Genomic DNA, 19,649 nt, shown 5'->3' with positions numbered 1-19,649 from the left:
GGCAACCACTCATGAAGATCCACAAGTACGACACCGTCATCGTCGGCGCCGGCGGCGCCGGCATGCGCGCCGCCATCGAGTCGACGAAGCGCAGCCGCACCGCCGTGCTGACGAAGCTCTACCCCACCCGCTCCCACACGGGCGCCGCGCAGGGCGGCATGGCCGCCGCGCTCGCCAACGTGGAGGAGGACAACTGGGAGTGGCACACCTTCGACACGGTCAAGGGCGGTGACTACCTGGTCGACCAGGACGCCGCCGAGATCCTGGCGAAGGAGGCCATCGACGCGGTCCTCGACCTGGAGAAGATGGGCCTCCCGTTCAACCGGACGCCCGACGGGACGATCGACCAGCGCCGCTTCGGCGGTCACTCCCGCAACCACGGCGAGGCCCCGGTCCGCCGGTCCTGCTACGCCGCGGACCGCACCGGTCACATGATCCTCCAGACGCTGTACCAGAACTGCGTGAAGGAGGGCGTGGAGTTCTTCAACGAGTTCTACGTCCTCGACCAGCTGATCGTCGAGGTCGACGGCGTCAAGCACTCGGCGGGCGTCGTCGCCTACGAGCTCGCGACCGGCGAGATCCACGTCTTCCAGGCGAAGGCCGTGATCTACGCGTCCGGCGGCACCGGCAAGTTCTTCAAGGTGACCTCCAACGCGCACACCCTGACGGGTGACGGCCAGGCGGCCGTCTACCGTCGCGGGCTGCCGCTGGAGGACATGGAGTTCTTCCAGTTCCACCCGACCGGCATCTGGCGCATGGGCATCCTGCTGACGGAGGGCGCCCGCGGTGAGGGCGGCATCCTCCGCAACAAGGACGGCGAGCGCTTCATGGAGAAGTACGCGCCGGTCATGAAGGACCTCGCGTCCCGTGACGTCGTCTCGCGCTCCATCTACACGGAGATCCGTGAGGGCCGCGGCTGCGGTCCCGAGGGCGACCACGTCTACCTCGACCTCACGCACCTCCCGCCGGAGCAGCTGGACGCCAAGCTGCCCGACATCACGGAGTTCGCGCGCACCTACCTCGGCATCGAGCCCTACACGGACCCGATCCCGATCCAGCCCACCGCGCACTACGCCATGGGCGGCATCCCGACGAACGTCCAGGGTGAGGTCCTCTCGGACAACACCACCGTCGTTCCGGGCCTGTACGCCGCCGGTGAGGTCGCCTGTGTCTCCGTGCACGGCGCCAACCGTCTCGGCACGAACTCGCTGCTGGACATCAACGTCTTCGGGCGCCGGGCCGGCATCGCGGCCGCGGAGTACTCGGCGAAGGCCGGCTACCTCGAACTGCCCGAGGACCCGGCCTCCCAGGTCGTGTCCCAGGTCGAGCGCCTGCGCAACTCCACGGGCACCGAGCGGGTCGCCGACATCCGCCGTGAGCTCCAGGAGTGCATGGACGCCAACGTGATGGTGTTCCGCACCGAGCAGACGATCAAGACGGCGGTCGAGAAGATCGCGGAGCTGCGCGAGCGTTACCTCAACGTCTCGGTCCAGGACAAGGGCAAGCGGTTCAACACGGACCTCCTCGAGGCCATCGAGCTGGGCAACCTGCTCGACCTGGCCGAGGTCATGGCCGTGTCCGCGCTCGCCCGCAAGGAGTCCCGCGGCGGTCACTACCGCGAGGACTACCCGAACCGCGACGACGTCAACTTCATGCGCCACACCATGGCGTACCGCGAGGTCGGCGACGACGGCACCGAGTCCATCCGTCTCGACTACAAGCCGGTCGTCCAGACCCGCTACCAGCCGATGGAGCGTAAGTACTGATGGCTACTCCCACTCTGGACAAGGCGGACGCGGCCGGCACACCCGAGCCCGGTTTCGCCGACTCCCCCTACATCACCGCCACGTTCCGCATCCGCCGGTTCAACCCGGAGGTCTCGGCGGAGTCGGTCTGGGAAGACTTCCAGCTCCAGATCGACCCCAAGGAGCGTGTCCTCGACGCGCTGCACAAGATCAAGTGGGACCAGGACGGCACGCTCACCTTCCGCCGCTCCTGCGCCCACGGCATCTGCGGCTCGGACGCCATGCGGATCAACGGCAAGAACCGTCTGGCCTGCAAGACGCTGATCAAGGACCTCAACCCCGCGAAGCCGATCACGGTCGAGGCCATCAAGGGCCTGACGGTGCTGAAGGACCTCGTGGTCGACATGGACCCGTTCTTCCAGGCGTACCGCGACGTGATGCCCTTCCTCATCACGAAGGAGACCAACGAGCCGACGCGCGAGCGTCTGCAGTCGGCCGAGGACCGCGAGCGGTTCGACGACACCACCAAGTGCATCCTGTGCGCGGCGTGCACGTCGTCCTGCCCGGTGTTCTGGAACGACGGCCAGTACTTCGGTCCGGCCGCCATCGTGAACGCCCACCGCTTCATCTTCGACTCGCGTGACGAGGCCGGGGAGCAGCGCCTGGAGATCCTCAACGACAAGGACGGTGTGTGGCGCTGCCGCACGACGTTCAACTGCACGGACGCCTGCCCGCGCGGTATCGAGGTCACCAAGGCGATCCAGGAAGTCAAGCGCGCGCTGATCACGCGCCGCTTCTGACGGCCGTTCCGCTGTGTCCGAAGGGCCCCGCTCCTCCTGGGAGCGGGGCCCTTCGGCGTGTCGGGCCACGATCAGTGACGCGGCATGAAACGGACACGTGCGGTCCGCCCGGCCTACGATGATGCTCTCGACACCAGCCCACAGGAGGCACGCGATGTCCGCAGCATCCGTCGAGCGGCCCCACGACGACCGTCCGCTGATCGCGGAGGCGAACCGTCTCATGGACCGCAACCCGGGCTACCGCGTCGAGATCATCGGAGGCCAGATCCTCGTGTCCCCGCCGCCGGACGGTGCCCACGCCAGTGCGCTGACCAACCTCATGCTCCCGTTCCTGGCAGCCGGATTGCACGGAGCGGAGTCACAGGTGCTCCAGGGCATCGGGCTCTGGCTGCCGTCCGGCGCGGAGGACTACGCCGTCCCGGACCTTGCTCTGGTGGACGCCGACTTCCAAGAGCACCTCGTCGAGAACAACTGCTACGACCCCATCTGCTTCCGCCTCGTCCTGGAAGTCACGTCCAGCAACTACCAGTCCGATCTGCGCACCAAGGTCTCCGCGTACGCCGGCGCCGACGTGCCCGTGTACGTCATCGTCGACCGCAAGCACCAGCGCCTCCACGTGCTCACCGACCCGGCCGAGGGCGGATACGGCAATCACCGCGTCCACGCCCCCGGCGAAATCGTCACTCTCCCCGACTCCCTCGGCGCCAAGGTGACCCTCGACGTGGCCGAGATCCTCGCAGCGGGCGGCCACGAGCCGGCTTCCTGATCACAGCTGACTCAGGATCGTCGGATCCGTGATCCGCAGGTCGTCCGCGAGCAGCATCGCCTTGCTGAGGATCACCGCCAGCATCCGGTCCCCCTCGAAGGGGAGATAGCCGGTCAGAAGGCTTCCCGCGGCGGACTTCGGGACGATGCACAGGTACTGGTCGTTCGGGCTCATCAGGATGTTGCCGGAGCCCAGGTGGATCTTGTACGTGTGGCGCTCGCCCTTCACGTGCAGGAAGCGGCCCTCCAGGGTGCAACGGTCGGATATCGCCAGCCGGGGGATCAGCCGGTCGAGCAGGGCGCGTCGGGTCTGCGCGGTCTCGGTCAGTTCGCCGAAGCCGTACGACGCCCAGTACTCCTGGAAGCGGCCGCCGGGGCCGCCGTCCTGCCAGGTCGGGTCGTTGCCGACGCTGGAGACTCCGACGAACAGGTCGACGTCGCGCAGGACTTCGGACAGGACGAGCGGCGGTATCCCGGTGAGCGGCAGGGGCTCGACGGGGTCCTCGTCGGAGCCCAGCCGCATGCGGTACTCGCCGCCCCAGCAGTGCGCCGAGTTCTGCGGGGCGCCGATCGGGTAGAAGCGCACCTGGTCGGTGCGCAGCCGCAGATAGCTGCCGGACTCGGTGGTGTCCTCGCCGTACTCGCCGTCACCGGTGATCCAGTACTCGGCGCGCAGCCCCCACCGGGGCAGTTCCCGGGTGGCCGGGGGTGCCTCGTCGTCGACGCAGAGGCGGAGCTTGTTGCGCCAGCCCCTGGCGGCGGCCAGGGAGTTGAACTGGTGCTGGCGCACGATGTGCGCGGCGAACCGGTTCGAGTACGTGCCCGTCGAGCGCTCGGCGTCGGTGAGGAGGTAGACCTCGCGGTGGGCCTGTTTGAAGGGCTGGGTGATCTCGTGCCGCTCCAGCCAGTCCCGCCAGGCGACGACCTCGGCGGGCTCGCGGCCGGCCGGGTGCCAGAGGGTGACCTCCTGGCCCGACGTCACCGGGGCGTCGGCCAGGGTGGACAGCTCGCCGTTCGCGAACCCGACCGGCGTGCCGTCGACCGTCCACAGGAGGCGGCGGGCGAGGGTGCCGACGAGGGGGTGGTCGAGGTAGCGCTCGCGCCAGGTGTCGTACGCCCAGGTGCGCCGGCCGAGGAACTGCCGGTCCAGGCGCTCGGTCTGCGCCGAGAGCATCCTGTCGATGTCCTTGACGGCCGCCTTGAGCTCCTTGAGCTCCTCGGCGTGGTCGCGCCGTACGGCGGCGGGCACGCTCTTGACGGCCTTGCCGCTCGCGTTGCGCCAGTTCAGCGCGGCGCGTGAGCCCTGGACCTCGACAAGCGCGGTGATCTCACCGAGGGTGTGACGCGCCCGGCCGACCTCGGTGAGCCCGTACGCCGGGACGGCCAGTTCCTCGATCTCCTCCCGGCTCAGACCGAGGGCGGTGGCCCGGTCCTGAAGCGCGCCGTCGAGGAGCCTCGCCGTGATCTTGTACGTCACCCGGGTGGCGAGCCTGGCCAGTTCGGCGAGGGCGGACTCGCCGCCGAGGCGGGACAGCGCGAACACGGCGGCGTTGGCGACCTTCGGATTGCGCGGGCCGAGTCCGGCGACCTTCTTCAGGGAGGTCTCGACGAGTGCGCCGAGGGCGCGTGCGGTGTCGGGGTGGGGCGGCAGCAGGGAGACCAGCCAGGCGAGGCCGCGCAGGGCGTCGGCGTTGCAGGGGTCGTAGACGTCGTTCATGTCCGAGCCGTGGACCTGGCCGTCCAGCGGGAACGTCCGGGGGCGGCCGACGAGGGCGAGCCAGGACACCGCGGCGGCGCGGACGCTGTCGGCGCCCAGGGGTTCGACGAGGAGGCGGGCCCGCTTGTCCCACCTGGCGGAGGGCTTGGAGGCGGTGGCGGTCGTCAGGTGGGTGAGCAGTGCCTGCCAGCCGGGGCCGGAGCCGTCCTCCATGGCCTGCTCGGCCCATTCCTCACCGACGTTGAGGACGGGCTCCGTGACCTTCCTCATCAACTCCACGACGTGATCGGGACGGTAGGCGTCCACGCCCGCGCGGCGGAACACCGCGACGACAGCGGGGGCCAGCCGGCGGCCGGCCGCCAGCTCGGCCTCGGCCAGTACGTCCATGCGCACCCCGTACCCGTAGTAGTACTGCCGGCCGAGTCCGTCGAGGTGCCGCAGCCGCTCGGCGGCGAGCGGGTCCCCGGGAAGACCGCGGGAGACGACGCCGACCAGGGTCAGCACGTTGATCTGCGCGGCGGGTTTCCCGCCGACCGAGTCATAGCGTTCCACCAGCGCGCCGGACAGCCTGGTCCGCTGCTCGGCGGACAGCGGCCGCAGCGCGTCGAGAACCTCGTCCCAACCCCCGCCCCAGTGGTTCCTGTTGGCCACGGCGATCTTGAGGAGCTCGGTGGCGAGCTCTCCCATGTTGCCCTCGGCCACCCGCTCACGGATCCGCTGCCCCCACCGTCCGGTGCCGCCCATCGTCATCCCCCCACCAGCGCGACGAGCTTGAGGAAGGTGACCTCGGTGCCCGGGACCAGCTCGATCTCCTCGTCGAGGTCGGTCACCTGACGCTCCCCCACGAGCACCAGGAAGCCGTTCCCGGCGAAGGCCCTGAGCGCCAGCCCGGTCTGGGCCTCCGGGTCGATCCGGCGGGGCGTGCGCAGCGCGTAGCCGTTCAGCACCCGCTCGGTGTTCTCGGGCTGCACGAGCCCCTGGAACACCTCCGGCGTGTCCGCGTTGTACTCGGCGACCTCCTGGAAGACCCGCCGCCGGATCAGCTCGCGCACCGCGAGCCGCTCCTCGGCGATCTCGAGCCCCCAGCCGGCGCCCCGGCTCCCACTGGTCGTCTCGTCGACGAACATCACCATTCCCATGCGGACGACAGTACGAGCCCCCACTGACAATCGGTCGCCGTCCCCGATCCGGCGGCCCGGAGGGACCGGACGGCGCTTCGCCTCAACGGGTGATCACACGTTCGGCCCGCGGTCAGCCCTTCGGCGTCCCGGCGTGGCGCGCTCCTAACCTGATGACATGTCAGATGACGTGTCACAGGGAATGCCCGAGCTGCTCGGGCTCGACAACGTGCTGCTGTCCGTCGGGGATCTCGGCGAGGCCGTGGGTTTCTACGAGCGCGCCGGGTTTCCGCCGGCGTTCCGGCTGGACGAGGCCGGGATCGCGGTGCTGAAGGTGGGCAAGGAGACGCCCGGGGTGCTGCTGCGGCTGGACGAGGAGCTGAGCCACCGGCCTCCGCCGTGGGCGTCGCCGCGGCTGTGGCTGGAGGTGCCGGACGCCCGCGCGGCGGCCCGCTCGCTGGCCGCCGCGGACGTCGCGACCCTCGACGGGCCCTTCTCCGGCGCCACCGGCTGGACGGTCGAGTTCGCGGACCCCTGGGGCAATGTCATCGGGCTGACGGACTACACCAAGCGGCCCGAACTCGCCCGCGGGGCCCGGCGCTAGCGGGGGGCGACACCCGGAGCACCTCTTCGCGTCCCGCCCCCGGCCGCCGTGCGGAGGCGGTGCGGCCCGAGCCCTCCGGCACCCATTCCCGATACGACTTGAACACGTTCAAAAAGAGGTCTACATTCATCCCAGACAGCGTTTTGAACGCGTTCAAGAAGGGGTGGGGACATGGACCTCACAGTCGTCGCTTACGTCATCTACCTGCTGGTCAGCATCGCGCTGACGGTCTGGGTGGCGCGCACGCTGAGCCACAACGGACGGATCTTCCTGTCGGACGTCCTGCACGGCGACGAGAAGCTCGCCGACGCCGTCAACCACCTGCTGGTGGTGGGCTTCTACCTCGTCAACCTGGGCTTCGTCGCGCTCTATCTGCACCAGAGCGACGAGATCACCGACGCCCGCGAGATCTTCGAGGCCCTGTCGACGAAGCTGGGGGTCGTCCTGCTGGTGCTCGGCGTCATGCACCTGGGCAACGTCTACGCCCTCAACAAGATCCGGCGGCGGGGTGTCATGGAGCGCGAGCAGACTCCGCCGGTGCGGCCGACGGACTGGGCCGCCCCCGCGGCCGGGGCGTGAGACCGGTGACCGGCGCATCGGCCACCCGGGACCGGGACGCGGCACGCGTCCCGGTCCTCGGGCTCACCGTCCTCTACGACGCGAACTGCTCGCTGTGCGCCTTCCTGAAGAACTGGCTCGCCGGGCAGGCGCAGCTCGTACCGCTGCGGTTCGTGCCGGCCGGTTCGGAGGAGGCCGCCCGGAGCCACCCACGGCTCGACCACCGCGCCACCCTGGACGAGATCACCGTCGTGGGTGACGCCGGGCAGGTCTACCAGGGAACCGCCGCCTGGATCGTCACCCTGTGGGCGCTGCGCGAGTACCGGGCGCTGGCCCATCGGCTGAGCACTCCCACGGGGGCGAGGCTGGCCAGGGGCGCGACCCTCGCCGCCGCCAAGTGGCGCGAGGCGCAGGCGTCCCGGACGTCCCGGCCGCGATGGGGCGGCGGCGCGTACCAGTGGGGCGACGGATGGAGCTACGACCCGACCGCCGGATGGACCTTCGAGCCACCCGCCTGCGACAGCGGCGAATGCCCGGCCGTTCCCACTCGTTAGGCTCGTCCCGTGCCAGCACCGACAGACAGCCCCGGCCCCATCGGGTCCTCCGAGCCCGACGAGCCCACCGCGGCCTCCGAACCCGCCAGGTCCCCGGGGAAGGAGGCGAAGAGCCCGGCGAAGAGCGAACAGACCCGGGCCCTGATCCTGGAGACCGCGATGCGGCTCTTCCAGGAACGGGGGTACGACAAGACGACGATGCGCGCCATCGCCCAGGAGGCCGGGGTCTCCGTCGGCAACGCGTACTACTACTTCGCCGGCAAGGAACACCTGATCCAGGGCTTCTACGACCGGATCGCCGCCGAACACCGGGAGGCGGTCCGGGATGTGCTGGACCGCGAGACGGACCTGGAGGCCCGGCTGGGCGGTGTCCTGAAGGTGTGGCTGGACATCGCCACGCCGTACCACGAGTTCGCCGTGCAGTTCTTCAAGAACGCCGCCGACCCGGACAGTCCGCTCAGCCCCTTCTCCCCCGAGTCGGAGCACGCGCGCGCGGAGGCCATCAGCGTCCACAAGGAAGTGCTGGCCGGGGCGAAGACCAAGGTGCCGGAGGAACTGCGCGAGGTGCTGCCCGAGCTGATGTGGCTCTCCCAGATGGGGCTCGTCCTGTACTGGGTCTTCGACCGTACCGAGAGCCGCGAGCGCAGCTACCGGCTCGCCGAGCGCGGGGCGCGTCTGACGGCGCGCGGCGTCTCACTGGCCCGCTTCCGTCTGCTGCGGCCCCTCGTCCACGAGGTGCACGAGCTGTTCACGGACTTCCTGCCGGGGATGACGAAGGCGCTGCCCGACCCGGCGAAAAAGACGGACCGGGGCCCGGCCGACCCGGCGGGGGAAACGGACTGAGGGGCGCCCGCCGAGGCGGACGCCCCCCGCGCCGGGGAAGCTCCGGCGTCCGGCGGTCTCAGTTGACCGCGTCGGCGTCCACCTCTCCCTGGACCAGCTCCACGTCGTGCACCAGCGGCTCGTCCGTGACGACGACGTGGTGTGCCCGCGTCCCGTACGAACGGGCCGTCGCCGACAGCAGATACGTCCCCGGGGCTGGGACCGAGACGATGTAGGAACCGTCGGCCAGCGAGGTCACCCGGTCCAGCTGGCGGCCTCCCTTGGACAGCAGCGTGAGGACCGCCCCGTCGACCGCCTCGCCCTCCGCGTCACGGACGAACCCGTGCACGGCCGAGGCCCCGCCCCGGACCGGAGCCGCGTCACCGGACGGCTCCTCGGCGGGCTCCACCGCCAGATGCGGCAGCCGCTTGTCCAGGGCCGCGGGCAGCCACCAGTTGGAGTTGCCGAGCAGGTGCATCGCGGCGGGGACCAGGGCCGTACGGAGGATGAAGGCGTCCAGGGCGACCGCGGCCGCGAGGCCGACGCCCGCCATCGCCGCTCCCGCGTCACCGCTCAGGACGAAGGCGAGGAAGACGCACACCATGATCAGGGCGGCCGAGTTGATGACCCGGCCGGTCTCCGCCAGCCCGACCCGCACCGCGCGCGCGTTGTCCTTGGTGTGCACCCATTCCTCGTGCATACGGCTCACCAGGAACACCTGGTAGTCCATGGAGAGGCCGAACAGCAGCGAGAGCATGATGACGGGCAGGAAGGCGTTGATCGGACCCTCCTTGCCGAGACCCAGCAGTTCCAGGCCCCAGCCCCACTGGAAGACCGCGACCAGGACGCCGAAGGACGCGGCGGCCGCGATCAGGTTCATCAGGGCGGCCGTCAGCGGGACCACCAGGGAGCGGAAGGCGATCAGCAGGAGCAGGAAGCCGAGGCCGATGATCGTGGCGATGAACCAGGGCAGCCGGTCGCCGGTGATCGTGGCGAAGTCCTTCGACACGGCGGTCACGCCGCCGACGTGGGCGCTCGCCCCGGCGTCCGGGATCACCCGGTCCCGCAGGGTGTCGATGAGGTCGTCGGTCTTCACCGACTGCGGTGAGGTCGTCGGCACCACCTGGATCACCGTCACGCCGTTGGCGGGCGGCAGCGCGGCGACCGCGGCCACCCCGGGCGTGCCGCCGATGCTCTTCGCCAGGGCGTCGGTGTCACCGCCGGTCACGACCACCTGCAAGGGGCCGTTGAAGCCGGGTCCGAAGCCCTCGGCGAGCAGGTCGTAGGCCTGCCTGGTCGTCGTCGTGCCGTCGTCGTTGCCCTGGTCGGTGGCGCCGAGGTGCAGCGACAGGACGGGGAGGGCGAGGACCGCCATCACGGCCAGCGCGAGGACCGCGATCGTACGGGGGCGGCGCTGCACGCTCATCGACCAGCGGGCCGCGGCCCCGCTCGCCCGCTCCGGTTCCGGGCCCCGCTCCGCCAGTTCGCGCCGCTGGCGGCGGCTGAGCACCCGGGTGCCGAGGAGGCCGAGGAGGGCGGGCAGCAGTGTGGTGGCGGCGAGCACGCTGAACACGACGGTCAGGGACGTGCCGATGACCACGCCGTCCAGGAAACGCAGGTTCGTCACCAGCATGCCCGCGAGCGCGATGCACACCGTGCCGCCCGCGAACAGCACCGCCCGGCCCGAGGTGTTGAGGGCGACGACCGCCGACTCCTCGGACTCCAGGCCCCGCAGGAGCCCGCGCCGGTGCCGGGTGACGATGAACAGCGCGTAGTCGATGCCGACGCCGAGGCCGATCAGGGTGGCCAGCAGCGGGGCCAGGTCCGGGATGTCCGTGGTGTGGCTGAGCAACTGCGTGGAGAACAGCCCCGTACCGACCCCGAAGACCGCGATGCCGATCGGCAGCAGCATGGCGAAGAGGGAACCGAAGGCGAGGAAGAGCACGAGGGCCGCGGCCAGGATGCCGACCATCTCGGCGAGCCCGGTGGGCGGCTCCTGGACCCGCTGGATCGCCTGTCCGCCCAACTCCACCTGGAGTCCGGCCCGTTCGGCACCCTGCGCGGTGTCGACGACGTCCTGCACCAGTTCCTTGGGTACGGCGTTCGCCTGTTCGGCGAAGGTGATCTGGGCGTACGCGATCGTGCCGTCCCGGCTGATCTGCGCGGCGCCCCGCTCACCCTGGTAGGGACCCGCGACCTGGCCCACACCCTTCATGCCGGCGATCTCGTCCAGCACGGGCTGGATCCGCGAACGCACCGCGGCATCCCGGACCGAGCCGTCCGCGACCTTCCACACCACCGTGTCGGTGTCCCCCGCACTGTCCGGGAAGGCCTTCTCCATCTGGTCGTACGCACGCTTGGAGTCCGTGTTCGGAAGGGAGAACACGTTCGCGTAGTCCGTGCCCGCGGTGGTCGCCGCGAAGCCGAGACCGAACAGCGCACCCACCCACAGCAACAGGACCACCAGCCGGTGCCGATAGCACCACCGTGCCAATACCGCCACTTCAACGCTCCTTAGTCGGTCGGTCCCCCAGGTCCTGGCACCAGGATTCGCGGTCACGCGCGCGGGTGGACACGACCCGCCCATGACTCTCAAGCAACTCCAAGGAGCGAACGGCCCTCACCGCCAACGACCCAGCCGATACTGGGGACATGACCGCTCACGACGGAGCCACCGTCCTCGTCGTCGAGGACGAGCCGAGCATCGCGGACGTCCTGACCATCGCGCTGCGCTACCACCGTTTCGAGGTGATGGCGGCGGGAACCGTCCGCGAGGCGCTCGCCCTCGCCGAGCGCACCCGCCCCGACGCGGCCCTGCTCGACGTGATGCTCCCGGACGGCGACGGCCGGGCGCTCGGCCGTGAACTGCGCCTGCGGCAGCCGGACCTGGCCGTCGTCTTCCTCACCGCGCGGGACGCGCCCGCCGAGATCGTCGGCGCGCTCGGCTTCGGCGACGACTACATCACCAAGCCGTTCAACATCGACGAGGTCGTCGCCCGCATCACCGCCGTCCTGCGCCGCACCAGGTCCGACGACGTCCTGCCGCAGCGCCCGCCCCTGCGCTACGGCGACCTGGAGCTGGACGAGACGACGTACCGCGTCCACCGCGCGGGCACCACGGTCGAGCTCACCCCCACCGAGTACGCGCTGCTGCGCTTCCTCGTCCGCAACGGCGGCCGGATCGTGCCCAAGGAGCAGCTCCTGCGCCATGTCTGGCAGTACGAGCACCCGGCCGAATCGACGGTCGTCGAGACGTACATCAGCTACCTGCGGCGCAAGCTCGAACCGCTGGGCCCACCGGTGATCCAGACCCGCCGGGGCGTCGGATACGGGATCGCGTGAACCTGCCCGCCCGGCCCGGGTGCCGCCCCCACCGCCGCCGGCACGGCATCCATTCGCTGCGCGGCCAGCTGACGATCGCGAACGTGGGACTGCTGGCGCTGGGCATCGTGGTGGCGACCGCCGTGAGCCTGATGGGCATGCGGCACTATCTGCTCGACCAGGTGGACGCCCAGCTCCTCAAGACCCGGGACTCACTGGGCGTCTCGCAGCTCACCATGCGCCAGATCGACTCGCTGAGCGCCCTCGCGTTCGTGCACGACCGGATCGGTCCCGCGGTGGACGAGTCGGCGAACCCGGACTCGGTCTTCGCGGCCGTCGACCGGCACGGCGAGGCCGTCGAGGTGGCCGGCTTCCGGCCCAGTGAGACACAGCGCGCGTTCGCGGCCGCCGTGGACGACCCCGCCGCGCTCGCCCGCGGCGACGACCCGCGGGACATCACCGTGCGCGGCGCCGCCTACCGGGCGACCGGGGCCCGCCTCGCCGACGGGACCTACGTCCTGTTCGCCACCTCGACCGACGGACTGCACAAGGGCATCGCCAAGGCGCTCAAACTCGATCTGACCGTGGGAACCCTGCTGTTGGCGCTCCTCGCGTGTCTGACGATGTTCAGCGTGCGCCGCCGGATGCTGCCGCTGGAGGCCATGGTGGAGACCTCGTCCGCCATCGCCGAGGGCGATCTGACCCGACGCGTCCCCTCCAGCCATCATCCGACCCAGGAGGTCGAACAGCTCCGGCTCGCGCTCAACTCCATGCTGCACCAGGTCGAGTCGGCCTACCGGACGCGCGAGGACAGCGCCGCCCAGCTCCGCCGGTTCGTCGGGGACGCCTCGCACGAGCTGCGCACCCCGCTGGCGGCGATCCGCGGCTACCTCCAGCTCTACGAGAAGGGGATGCTGACCGATCCCGTCGAGCGCAGACGGGCCTGGGACCGGATGAACGCGGAGACCGACCGCATGGGCAGGCTGGTCGACGAGCTGCTCACCCTGGCCCGCCTCGACCAGCGGCCCGAACTGCGGTTCAGGAACGTCGACCTGAGCCGGCTCGTGCGGGACGCGGCCGCGGATCTGCGCGCCCAGCAGCCCGGCCGCCCGGTGACCGTGGACGCCGACGGCACGCTCCTCGTGCGGGCCGACGAGTCGGGGCTGCGGCAGGTGCTGGGCAATCTCGTGGGCAACGTACGGACCCACACACCCGGCGACGTGCCCGTGCGGCTCGGCCTGGAGCGCTCGGACGGCGTGCTGCGGCTGTGTGTCGCGGACAAGGGGCCCGGGCTCGCGGAGGAGGACGCGGCGCGCGTCTTCGACCGCTTCTTCCGGGCAGGCGGCGGCGCGGGCAGCGGGCTCGGGATGGCGATCGTGGAGGGCGTGGTGAGGGCGCACGGGGGGAGCGTCACGGTACGGACGGCTCCCGGCGAGGGTCTGGCGGTGACGGTGACACTGCCGGTGCGCTGAGGAAACGGGCGCTTCCAGGGCAGGACCGGCGGAGCCCCCGGGGCCGGCGGCGGGGATGCGGGCACGACGCCGACGCGGCGGCACCGGCGGCGCGGGCGGGGTGGGGGTGGCCAGGCGGGACCGGTGTCGCTCCAGAGCCTGCCGGGCCGGCCGGGAACCCTCTCACGCACCGCCGTGACCTGCGGAAACAGACTTGGGCAGAAGCTGACCGAGGCGGTTGAACACGGGCCGCCTCGGCCTCGTACACCACGACGAGGGCGCGTCGGTCGCTTCGGTCGACCCGCCACGCCGCCACCGCGCATCGCAGGGAAGGACCGCCGGGTTGTCGTTCAACACGAGCTCTCGACAGCTGCCGAACACGGACGCGGCGCCTCCGCGCGAAGAGCCGGCGCCGGAGCCGCTCGCGGACACCGGCACCGGCACCGGCACCGGCACGGACACAGACGCGGATGAGGACGCCGCCGCCTCGGGTGAGGGAGAGGCAGCGGCTGGGGCGGCCCCCGAGGCAGCCGTGACCGAGGGGGCCACCTCGATCGGCTCCGCGGACCCGCGGGAGGAGCCGGCGGAAGCCGTCCCCGGTGAAGGGGCGGACTCCGCGGGAACCGGCAGCGGAACGTCCGCCGCCGCGGCCGGGAGCGAAGTCCGGGCCGAGACCGAGACCGAAACACCCGGTGCGGTCGGCGAGGGCGCGGACGCCGCCCCGGGCGAAGCCTCGGACGCGGCCTCGCCGTCGTCCTCGTCGCCGTTCCCGGACTCGCCCGAGGAGGTGCCCGGCGTGGCCGCCGGGGACGGGGCCGGTGGCGGGGAGGAGCCTCCGGGAGACGAACCGCCCGTGCCCGGCCGGTGGCGCGGCTGGCGGGACCGGCATCCCGCCACCGCCCGCGCCCTCGCCTGGACGACCACCCTCGTCGCCGCCGCGCTCGTCCTGTTCGCGCTGCTGATGCCGAGCCAGGCGGGCAGTTTCCGTCCGGCGGAATTCCTGCGGCTCCCGGTGGAGGCGATCTTCGGTGCCGCGCTGCTGATCGTCCTGCCCCGCCGGCCGCGGATCGCGCTGTCGGTGGCCGCCGGGCTGGTCCTGGGCGTGCTGACGATCCTGAACATCCTCGACATCGGCTTCAACGAATACCTCGGACGCGGCTTCAACGTCGTCCTCGACTGGTCGCTGTTCGGCGACGCGCAGGCCTACCTCCAGGACACGTTCGGCCACGGCGGCGCGCTCGGCATCGCGGCGCTGGCCGTGGCGCTCGTGATCGCCATCCTGGTGCTCATGACGCTGTCGGTCGTCCGGCTCGGCAACCTGGTGGCCAGGAACACCGCGACGGCGACCCGCACGACCCTCGTCCTGGCCATGGCCTGGGTCACCTGCGCGGCGCTCGGCGTGCAGTACACCGGGGTGCCCATCGCCTCCGAGCACACCGCGCTGGTCGTCCAGGACCGGGCGGCGCGGGTGCGGAACACCCTGCGGGACGAAGCCGAGTTCGCCAGGATCGCCAAGAAGGACGACTTCGCGAACACGCCGCCCGACGAGATGCTCACCGATCTGCGCGGCAAGGACATGGTCATCACGTTCATCGAGAGCTACGGCCGCACCGCCGTCGAGGACCCGGTCATCGCACCGGACGTCGACGCGACCCTGGCCGCGGAGAACGAGAAGCTGACCCGGGCCGGCTTCGCGGCGAAGAGCGGCTGGCTCACCTCGGCGACGTACGGCGGCAACAGCTGGCTCGGCCACTCGACGTTCCTGTCGGGCCTGTGGATCAACAACCAGCAGCGCTACCGCACCGTGACCGCAGGCAGCCACCTCAGCCTGATCAGCGCCTTCAAGAAGACCGGCGACTACGACACCGTGGGCGTCATGCCGGGCATCCAGAAGGGCTGGCCCGAGCAGAAGTTCTACGGCATCGACAAGCTCTACGACGCCTTCCACCTCGGGTACAAGGGACCGAAGTTCAGCTGGTCGACCATGCCCGACCAGTACGCCCTGACCGCGTTCGAGCGCCTGGTGCACAGCAAGAAGCACGACAAGCCGCTGATGTCGACGATCATCCTGACCTCCAGCCACCAGCCCTGGGCGCCCATCCCCAAGACGGTCCCCCAGGACCAGGTCGGCGACGGCTCGGTCTACGACGCCATCCAGAAGGCCGGCAAGAAGCCCGGCGACATCATCACCAGCTCGCAGAAGTCGAAGGTGGAGTACGGCAAGTCGATCTCGTACTCGGTGACGAGCCTGATCGACTGGCTGGTGCAGCACGGCGACAAGAACACCGTGCTGGTCTTCCTCGGGGACCACCAGCCGCTCGCCCGGGTCAGCGGCGACCACGCCAGCCGCGACGTGCCCGTCTCGATCGTCGCCAAGGACCCCAAGGTGCTCGACAGGATCGCCGGCTGGGGCTGGACGGACGGACTCCGGCCCGAGCACGACGCCCCGGTGTGGAAGATGGACTCGTTCCGCGACCGCTTCCTGACGGCGTACGGATCCACTCCGCACCCGTGACAGGACCGACTCCGCGCCGGCGGGGCGGCGGTCACGGCCGGGGCCTACGACCGCCGCCCGCGCGCGTGGAGCCGAGGGCCCCGGACACCGGGGCCGCTCGTCACAGCCAGTTCAGCTGCCAGAGGCGGAAGACGCCGGTCCCGTCGGACAGGTACTCTCCGCCGCTGACGTCCTCACTGCTGATGACGTAGTCCCTGCGCTGCCACAGCGGGACCAGCGGAACGTCCTGGGCGACCCGCGCCTGGAGCCGCCGGAACGCTTCCGCCGTACGGCTCCGGTCGGCGTCCTGCCGGGTCTCCTTGATCAGACGGTCGACATCCTTGTCGGTGTAGCCGTTCTTCATGCTGTTGCCGGTACCGACCAGCGGTGCGCCGAAGGTGTCCGCGTCGGGATAGTCGGCGACCCAGCCGACCGCCCAGGCGTCGAACCCGCCCTCCGCGTACTTCTTCTGGAACTCGGTCCACTCGAACCCCTCGGCCGTCACCTTGAACAGCCCGTCCGCCTCCAGCTGCCGCTTGAGCTCGGCCGCCTCCTCGCCCGCGGCACCCCGCCCCTCGGCGAACCCGTAGGTGAGGCGCACGGGCAACGAGACCCCGGCCTCGGTCAGCAGGGCCCGCGCCTTCTTGGCGTCGGGCTTCGGATAGCTGTCGAAGAACGAGGTCGCGTGCCCCGTGATCCCCGCCGGGATCAGCCCGTACAGCGGGTCGGTGGTCCCCCGGTACGTCCGGTCGACCAGCGTCTCGCGGTCGACCAGCGAGGCGAGGGCCTGCCGGACCCGCCGGTCGTGCAGCGGCGACCCTTCGCGCACGTCGAGGACGAGGTTGCGGGTCTCGGCGCTGTCGGCCTCCGTGACGCGTTGCGCGGGATCGCTCGGCGAGAGCGCGGCGAGCACGGCGGGCGGGAGCTGACGGGCCACGACGTCGAGCTCCTTCGCCTTCCAGGCCACCTGGAGCGCCCCCGAGTTGGCGTAGTAGCGCAGCACGACGGGCTTGCCGAGGTCGTCGACGGCGCCCTTGTAGCCGGGGTTGGGGGCGAGGACGGCCCTCGCGCCCTGCGTGTACGCCTTCAGGACGTAGGGCCCCGTGCCGTCGGCACCGGGGCCGGTGCGCAGGCTGCGCCGGGGATAGCGGGTGCTGTCGACGATCGAACCGGCGCCGGTGGCCAGCTTGAACGGGAAGGTCGCGTCGGGCGAGGACAGATGGAAGGTGACGGTCCGGCCGCTCGCGTCCACGCTGCCCAGGGTGGAGAGGAGGGAGGCGGGCCCGACCTCGTCGTTGATGCGCTTGACGCGGTCGAAGGAGAACTTCACGTCCGCCGCGGTCATCGTGCGCCCGCTGGGGAAGGTGAGGTCGTCACGCAGTGTGCAGCGATAGGTGCGCAGCCCCGTGCCGGTGAACGCGCAGCTCCTGGCGGCGTCCGGGACCGGCTTGGCGCCGCCGGGCTCGAAGGTGAGCAGCGACTGGAAGACATTGCCGAACAGGGCCCAGGACCCGGCGTCGTAGGCGCCGGCCGGGTCGAGCGAGGTGACGGCGTCCGTGGTGCCCACCGTGATGGTGCGGTTGTCGTTCCCCTCCGCCGGTATGAACTGCCAGCCGGCCACACCGGCGCTCGCCACAACGAGCAACGCCGCCGGTATCCATAAGCGAACCGATCGCATCGGTGCCCTCCCCAGGCGCCCCGCACGCCACTCCCCTAGTGACGCGGATCACCTAACCACAGGAGTTTCGGCCGGGGGAGGGAAATCGGGAAGAGCGCCCAGGACCGACGAAAATGATCTTTTCGGTGTCTCCTCACAGCGGATTCTCAGGCTTCGCGCGAGGCCAGCTCGACGACCGTGATGTCGGAGGGCGCGCCGACGCGGGTCGGCGGCCCCCAGGCTCCCGCGCCCCGGGAGACGTAGAGCTGCGTGTCGCCGTAGCGCTCCAGGCCGGCGACCGTCGGATTGGCGGCGGCCGCGACGAGGTTGCCCGGCCACAGCTGTCCGCCGTGGGTGTGTCCGGACAGCTGGAGGTCGACCCCGTGGCGCACCGCATCATGGATCTGCACCGGCTGATGCGCGAGGAGCACACAGGCCCGGGTCGTGTCGCGGTCCCCGAGCGCCTTGCCGAAGTCGGGTCCCTGCCCCTCACTCTCGCCCTGGAGGTCGTTCACGCCGGCGAGGTCGAATCCGGCCAGTTCGGTCCGCGCGTTCTCCAGGGGATGGATCCCCAGCTCCCGCACCTCCCGGATCCACTGCTCGGCTCCGGAGAAGTACTCGTGGTTCCCGGTGACGAAGTAGGAGCCGTGCCGGGCGCGCAGCCGGGCGAGGGGTGCGGCGGCGGGGCCGAGGTTCTTCACGCTGCCGTCGACCAGGTCACCGACGACGGCGATCAGATCGGGCTGTGTGGAGTTGATCGTGTCGACGACCCGCTGGGCGAATCCGCGTCCGAGCACCGGCCCGAGGTGGATGTCGCTCACGACGGCGATCCGGAATCCGTGGGCGGACCGGGGCAGTTTGGCGAGCGGTACGGTGACCCGCTTCACCCTGGGCCCGCGCAGCACGCCGTAGGTCCCGTACCCCACGGTCCCCACGGCGACGGCCGCGGCCGTGCCACCCACGACCCGCGAGACGAACAGACGCCGCGACGGCGACCGGACGGCTCCCGCCGGTTCCGCGGGTCCCGTTGAATCAGCCGGTGCCGCGGGTCCCACTGATGCAGCGGGTTCCGCGGGTCCCACTGATGCAGCGGGTTCCGCGGGTCCCACCGATTCAGCCGGTGCCGCGGGTCCCACCGATGCAGCCGGTTCCGCGGGTCCCACTGATGCAGCGGGTTCCGCGGGTCCCACTGATGCAGCGGGTTCCGCGGGTCCCACCGATTCAGCCGGTTCCGCGGGCCCCGTCGATTCGGCCGGTGCCGTCGACGCCACCGATTCGGCGGGCTCCGTCGACGCCACGCGCTCGGTCACGGCGGGGGACGCGGCCCCGCCGCTCTCCGCGCGCCGGGCGGCCCGGCGCTCCAGGACCCGTCGCAGGACCGGCCGTACGAACTCCCCGGCCAGCAGCGCCAGTACGAGGTAGAGGCCCAGCGGCATCCACAGGAACCCGGGCCAGGCCAGCGTCTGCTGGAGCGGGAAGGGAGCGCCCGCCCGCTCGCTCACGATGGCACCGACCATCAGCAGCGGCCCGGCGACGAAGAGGGCCGTGCCCAGCCTGCGGACCGGTCCGGGGCCGCTCGTGGTGTCCCGCACCAGCCGGCGCCAGGCGTACCAGTGCATCCCGCCGAGCACGGCCAGCACGCTCAGACCCACCAACACGAACAAGATGACCATGACGTCGTATCCCCCGTTATGACGTCTGGCGCAAAGCGCGTACGCCGCGCAACCCGATGACCCCGACGACCGTCCCAAGGACAAACGACACGACGGTGAGCGTCAGGTGCACCCAGAAGTACGCCGTCGGATCACCCGCGTCGTCGAACGCGAGCCCACTGGCGTCTTCCCAGAGATTCTTAGCGAAAGTGACCCAAATGACCCAACTCCACACCCCGAAGGCGAGCAGGAACCAGGACACGGGGCGGCTGAGCTTCATGCGTTCAGTATCGCCGTCGCCCACCGTGGTCCGGCGCCGGGGTGGAGAGGGCGAAGGGGCTTCCCCGAACGGTGACGGGAATTCCCGTCACAACCCCTGTACTTTCTCGAT

General features: G+C 70.9%; 16 protein-coding genes. 10 read left to right on the top strand and 6 right to left on the bottom strand.

Translation table 11 applies throughout. From position 1 onward, the window contains the following. Window positions 1-11: 11 nt before the first annotated feature. The 3 genes from sdhA (at window position 12) to ACFYW9_RS25845 (ending at window position 3,311) form a co-directional block, all read left to right on the top strand. Window positions 12-1,766 (top strand): succinate dehydrogenase flavoprotein subunit, encoded by a 1,755-nt coding sequence (gene sdhA / locus ACFYW9_RS25855; protein ID WP_351868497.1) that lies wholly within the window; start codon window positions 12-14, stop codon window positions 1,764-1,766. Further along, complete coding sequence (locus ACFYW9_RS25850) at window positions 1,766-2,545, top strand: succinate dehydrogenase iron-sulfur subunit (protein ID WP_351868494.1); 780 nt, start codon at window positions 1,766-1,768, stop codon at window positions 2,543-2,545. Before sdhA ends, ACFYW9_RS25850 begins: the two co-directional genes overlap by 1 nt. Window positions 2,546-2,699: 154 nt before the next feature. After that, window positions 2,700-3,311: a Uma2 family endonuclease gene (locus ACFYW9_RS25845; protein ID WP_389154800.1), complete on the top strand. Its 612-nt coding sequence runs from the start codon at window positions 2,700-2,702 to the stop codon at window positions 3,309-3,311. Here the strand turns inward: ACFYW9_RS25845 and ACFYW9_RS25840 are convergent, their stop codons facing one another. Both ACFYW9_RS25840 and ACFYW9_RS25835 read right to left on the bottom strand, forming a co-directional pair. After that, window positions 3,312-5,777, bottom strand: a complete 2,466-nt coding sequence (locus tag ACFYW9_RS25840) for a DUF4132 domain-containing protein (protein ID WP_389154797.1) — start codon at window positions 5,775-5,777, stop codon at window positions 3,312-3,314. After that, a complete protein-coding gene (locus ACFYW9_RS25835) occupies window positions 5,774-6,166 on the bottom strand; it encodes a hypothetical protein (protein ID WP_389154794.1) in 393 nt (130 codons plus the stop codon). The genes ACFYW9_RS25840 and ACFYW9_RS25835 overlap by 4 nt, the downstream gene beginning before the upstream one ends. A 157-nt stretch (window positions 6,167-6,323) precedes the next feature. Here ACFYW9_RS25835 and ACFYW9_RS25830 point away from each other — a divergent pair, with 157 nt between their 5' ends. From ACFYW9_RS25830 to ACFYW9_RS25815, 4 genes are all read left to right on the top strand, one after another. Then, the gene (locus ACFYW9_RS25830; protein ID WP_389154791.1) at window positions 6,324-6,749 is read left to right on the top strand and encodes a VOC family protein; all 426 of its coding nucleotides are present in this window, start codon (window positions 6,324-6,326) and stop codon (window positions 6,747-6,749) included. A 171-nt stretch (window positions 6,750-6,920) separates the two neighbouring features. After that, entirely contained in the window at window positions 6,921-7,328 is a 408-nt protein-coding gene (locus tag ACFYW9_RS25825; protein WP_351868483.1) for a hypothetical protein, read from the top strand. 5 nt (window positions 7,329-7,333) lie between these two features. Next, window positions 7,334-7,861: a thiol-disulfide oxidoreductase DCC family protein gene (locus ACFYW9_RS25820; RefSeq protein WP_389154787.1), complete on the top strand. Its 528-nt coding sequence runs from the start codon at window positions 7,334-7,336 to the stop codon at window positions 7,859-7,861. A 9-nt stretch (window positions 7,862-7,870) separates the two neighbouring features. Next, the gene (locus ACFYW9_RS25815) at window positions 7,871-8,704 is read left to right on the top strand and encodes a TetR/AcrR family transcriptional regulator (RefSeq protein ID WP_389154784.1); all 834 of its coding nucleotides are present in this window, start codon (window positions 7,871-7,873) and stop codon (window positions 8,702-8,704) included. Window positions 8,705-8,762: 58 nt separating this feature from the next. On the opposite strand, the gene ACFYW9_RS25810 is transcribed toward ACFYW9_RS25815, so the two are convergent. Further along, entirely contained in the window at window positions 8,763-11,177 is a 2,415-nt protein-coding gene (locus ACFYW9_RS25810; protein WP_389154929.1) for an MMPL family transporter, read from the bottom strand. Window positions 11,178-11,335: 158 nt separating this feature from the next. On the opposite strand from ACFYW9_RS25810, the gene ACFYW9_RS25805 reads away from it, so the two are divergent. The 3 genes from ACFYW9_RS25805 to ACFYW9_RS25795 all read left to right on the top strand — a co-directional run bounded on the left by ACFYW9_RS25805 (window position 11,336) and on the right by ACFYW9_RS25795 (window position 15,970). After that, window positions 11,336-12,025 (top strand): response regulator transcription factor, encoded by a 690-nt coding sequence (locus ACFYW9_RS25805; RefSeq protein WP_351868473.1) that lies wholly within the window; start codon window positions 11,336-11,338, stop codon window positions 12,023-12,025. Then, entirely contained in the window at window positions 12,022-13,476 is a 1,455-nt protein-coding gene (locus ACFYW9_RS25800; protein WP_351868471.1) for a HAMP domain-containing sensor histidine kinase, read from the top strand. Before ACFYW9_RS25805 ends, ACFYW9_RS25800 begins: the two co-directional genes overlap by 4 nt. A 322-nt stretch (window positions 13,477-13,798) precedes the next feature. Next, complete coding sequence (locus tag ACFYW9_RS25795; protein WP_389154779.1) at window positions 13,799-15,970, top strand: sulfatase-like hydrolase/transferase; 2,172 nt, start codon at window positions 13,799-13,801, stop codon at window positions 15,968-15,970. Window positions 15,971-16,070: 100 nt separating this feature from the next. Here ACFYW9_RS25795 and ACFYW9_RS25790 read toward each other — a convergent pair whose 3' ends face one another. The 3 genes from ACFYW9_RS25790 to ACFYW9_RS25780 form a co-directional block, all read right to left on the bottom strand. Continuing rightward, the gene (locus ACFYW9_RS25790; protein ID WP_389154775.1) at window positions 16,071-17,627 is read right to left on the bottom strand and encodes an ABC transporter substrate-binding protein; all 1,557 of its coding nucleotides are present in this window, start codon (window positions 17,625-17,627) and stop codon (window positions 16,071-16,073) included. Between the two features lie 146 nt (window positions 17,628-17,773). Then, window positions 17,774-19,279: a metallophosphoesterase gene (locus ACFYW9_RS25785; protein WP_389154772.1), complete on the bottom strand. Its 1,506-nt coding sequence runs from the start codon at window positions 19,277-19,279 to the stop codon at window positions 17,774-17,776. 16 nt (window positions 19,280-19,295) lie between these two features. Then, window positions 19,296-19,538, bottom strand: a complete 243-nt coding sequence (locus ACFYW9_RS25780; RefSeq protein WP_328449026.1) for an SCO4848 family membrane protein — start codon at window positions 19,536-19,538, stop codon at window positions 19,296-19,298. Window positions 19,539-19,649: the final 111 nt, after the last annotated feature.

The organism is Streptomyces sp. NPDC002698 (assembly GCF_042888945.1).
Lineage (GTDB): Bacteria > Actinomycetota > Actinomycetes > Streptomycetales > Streptomycetaceae > Streptomyces.
This window is presented reverse-complemented; position numbering and strand designations above follow the sequence as displayed.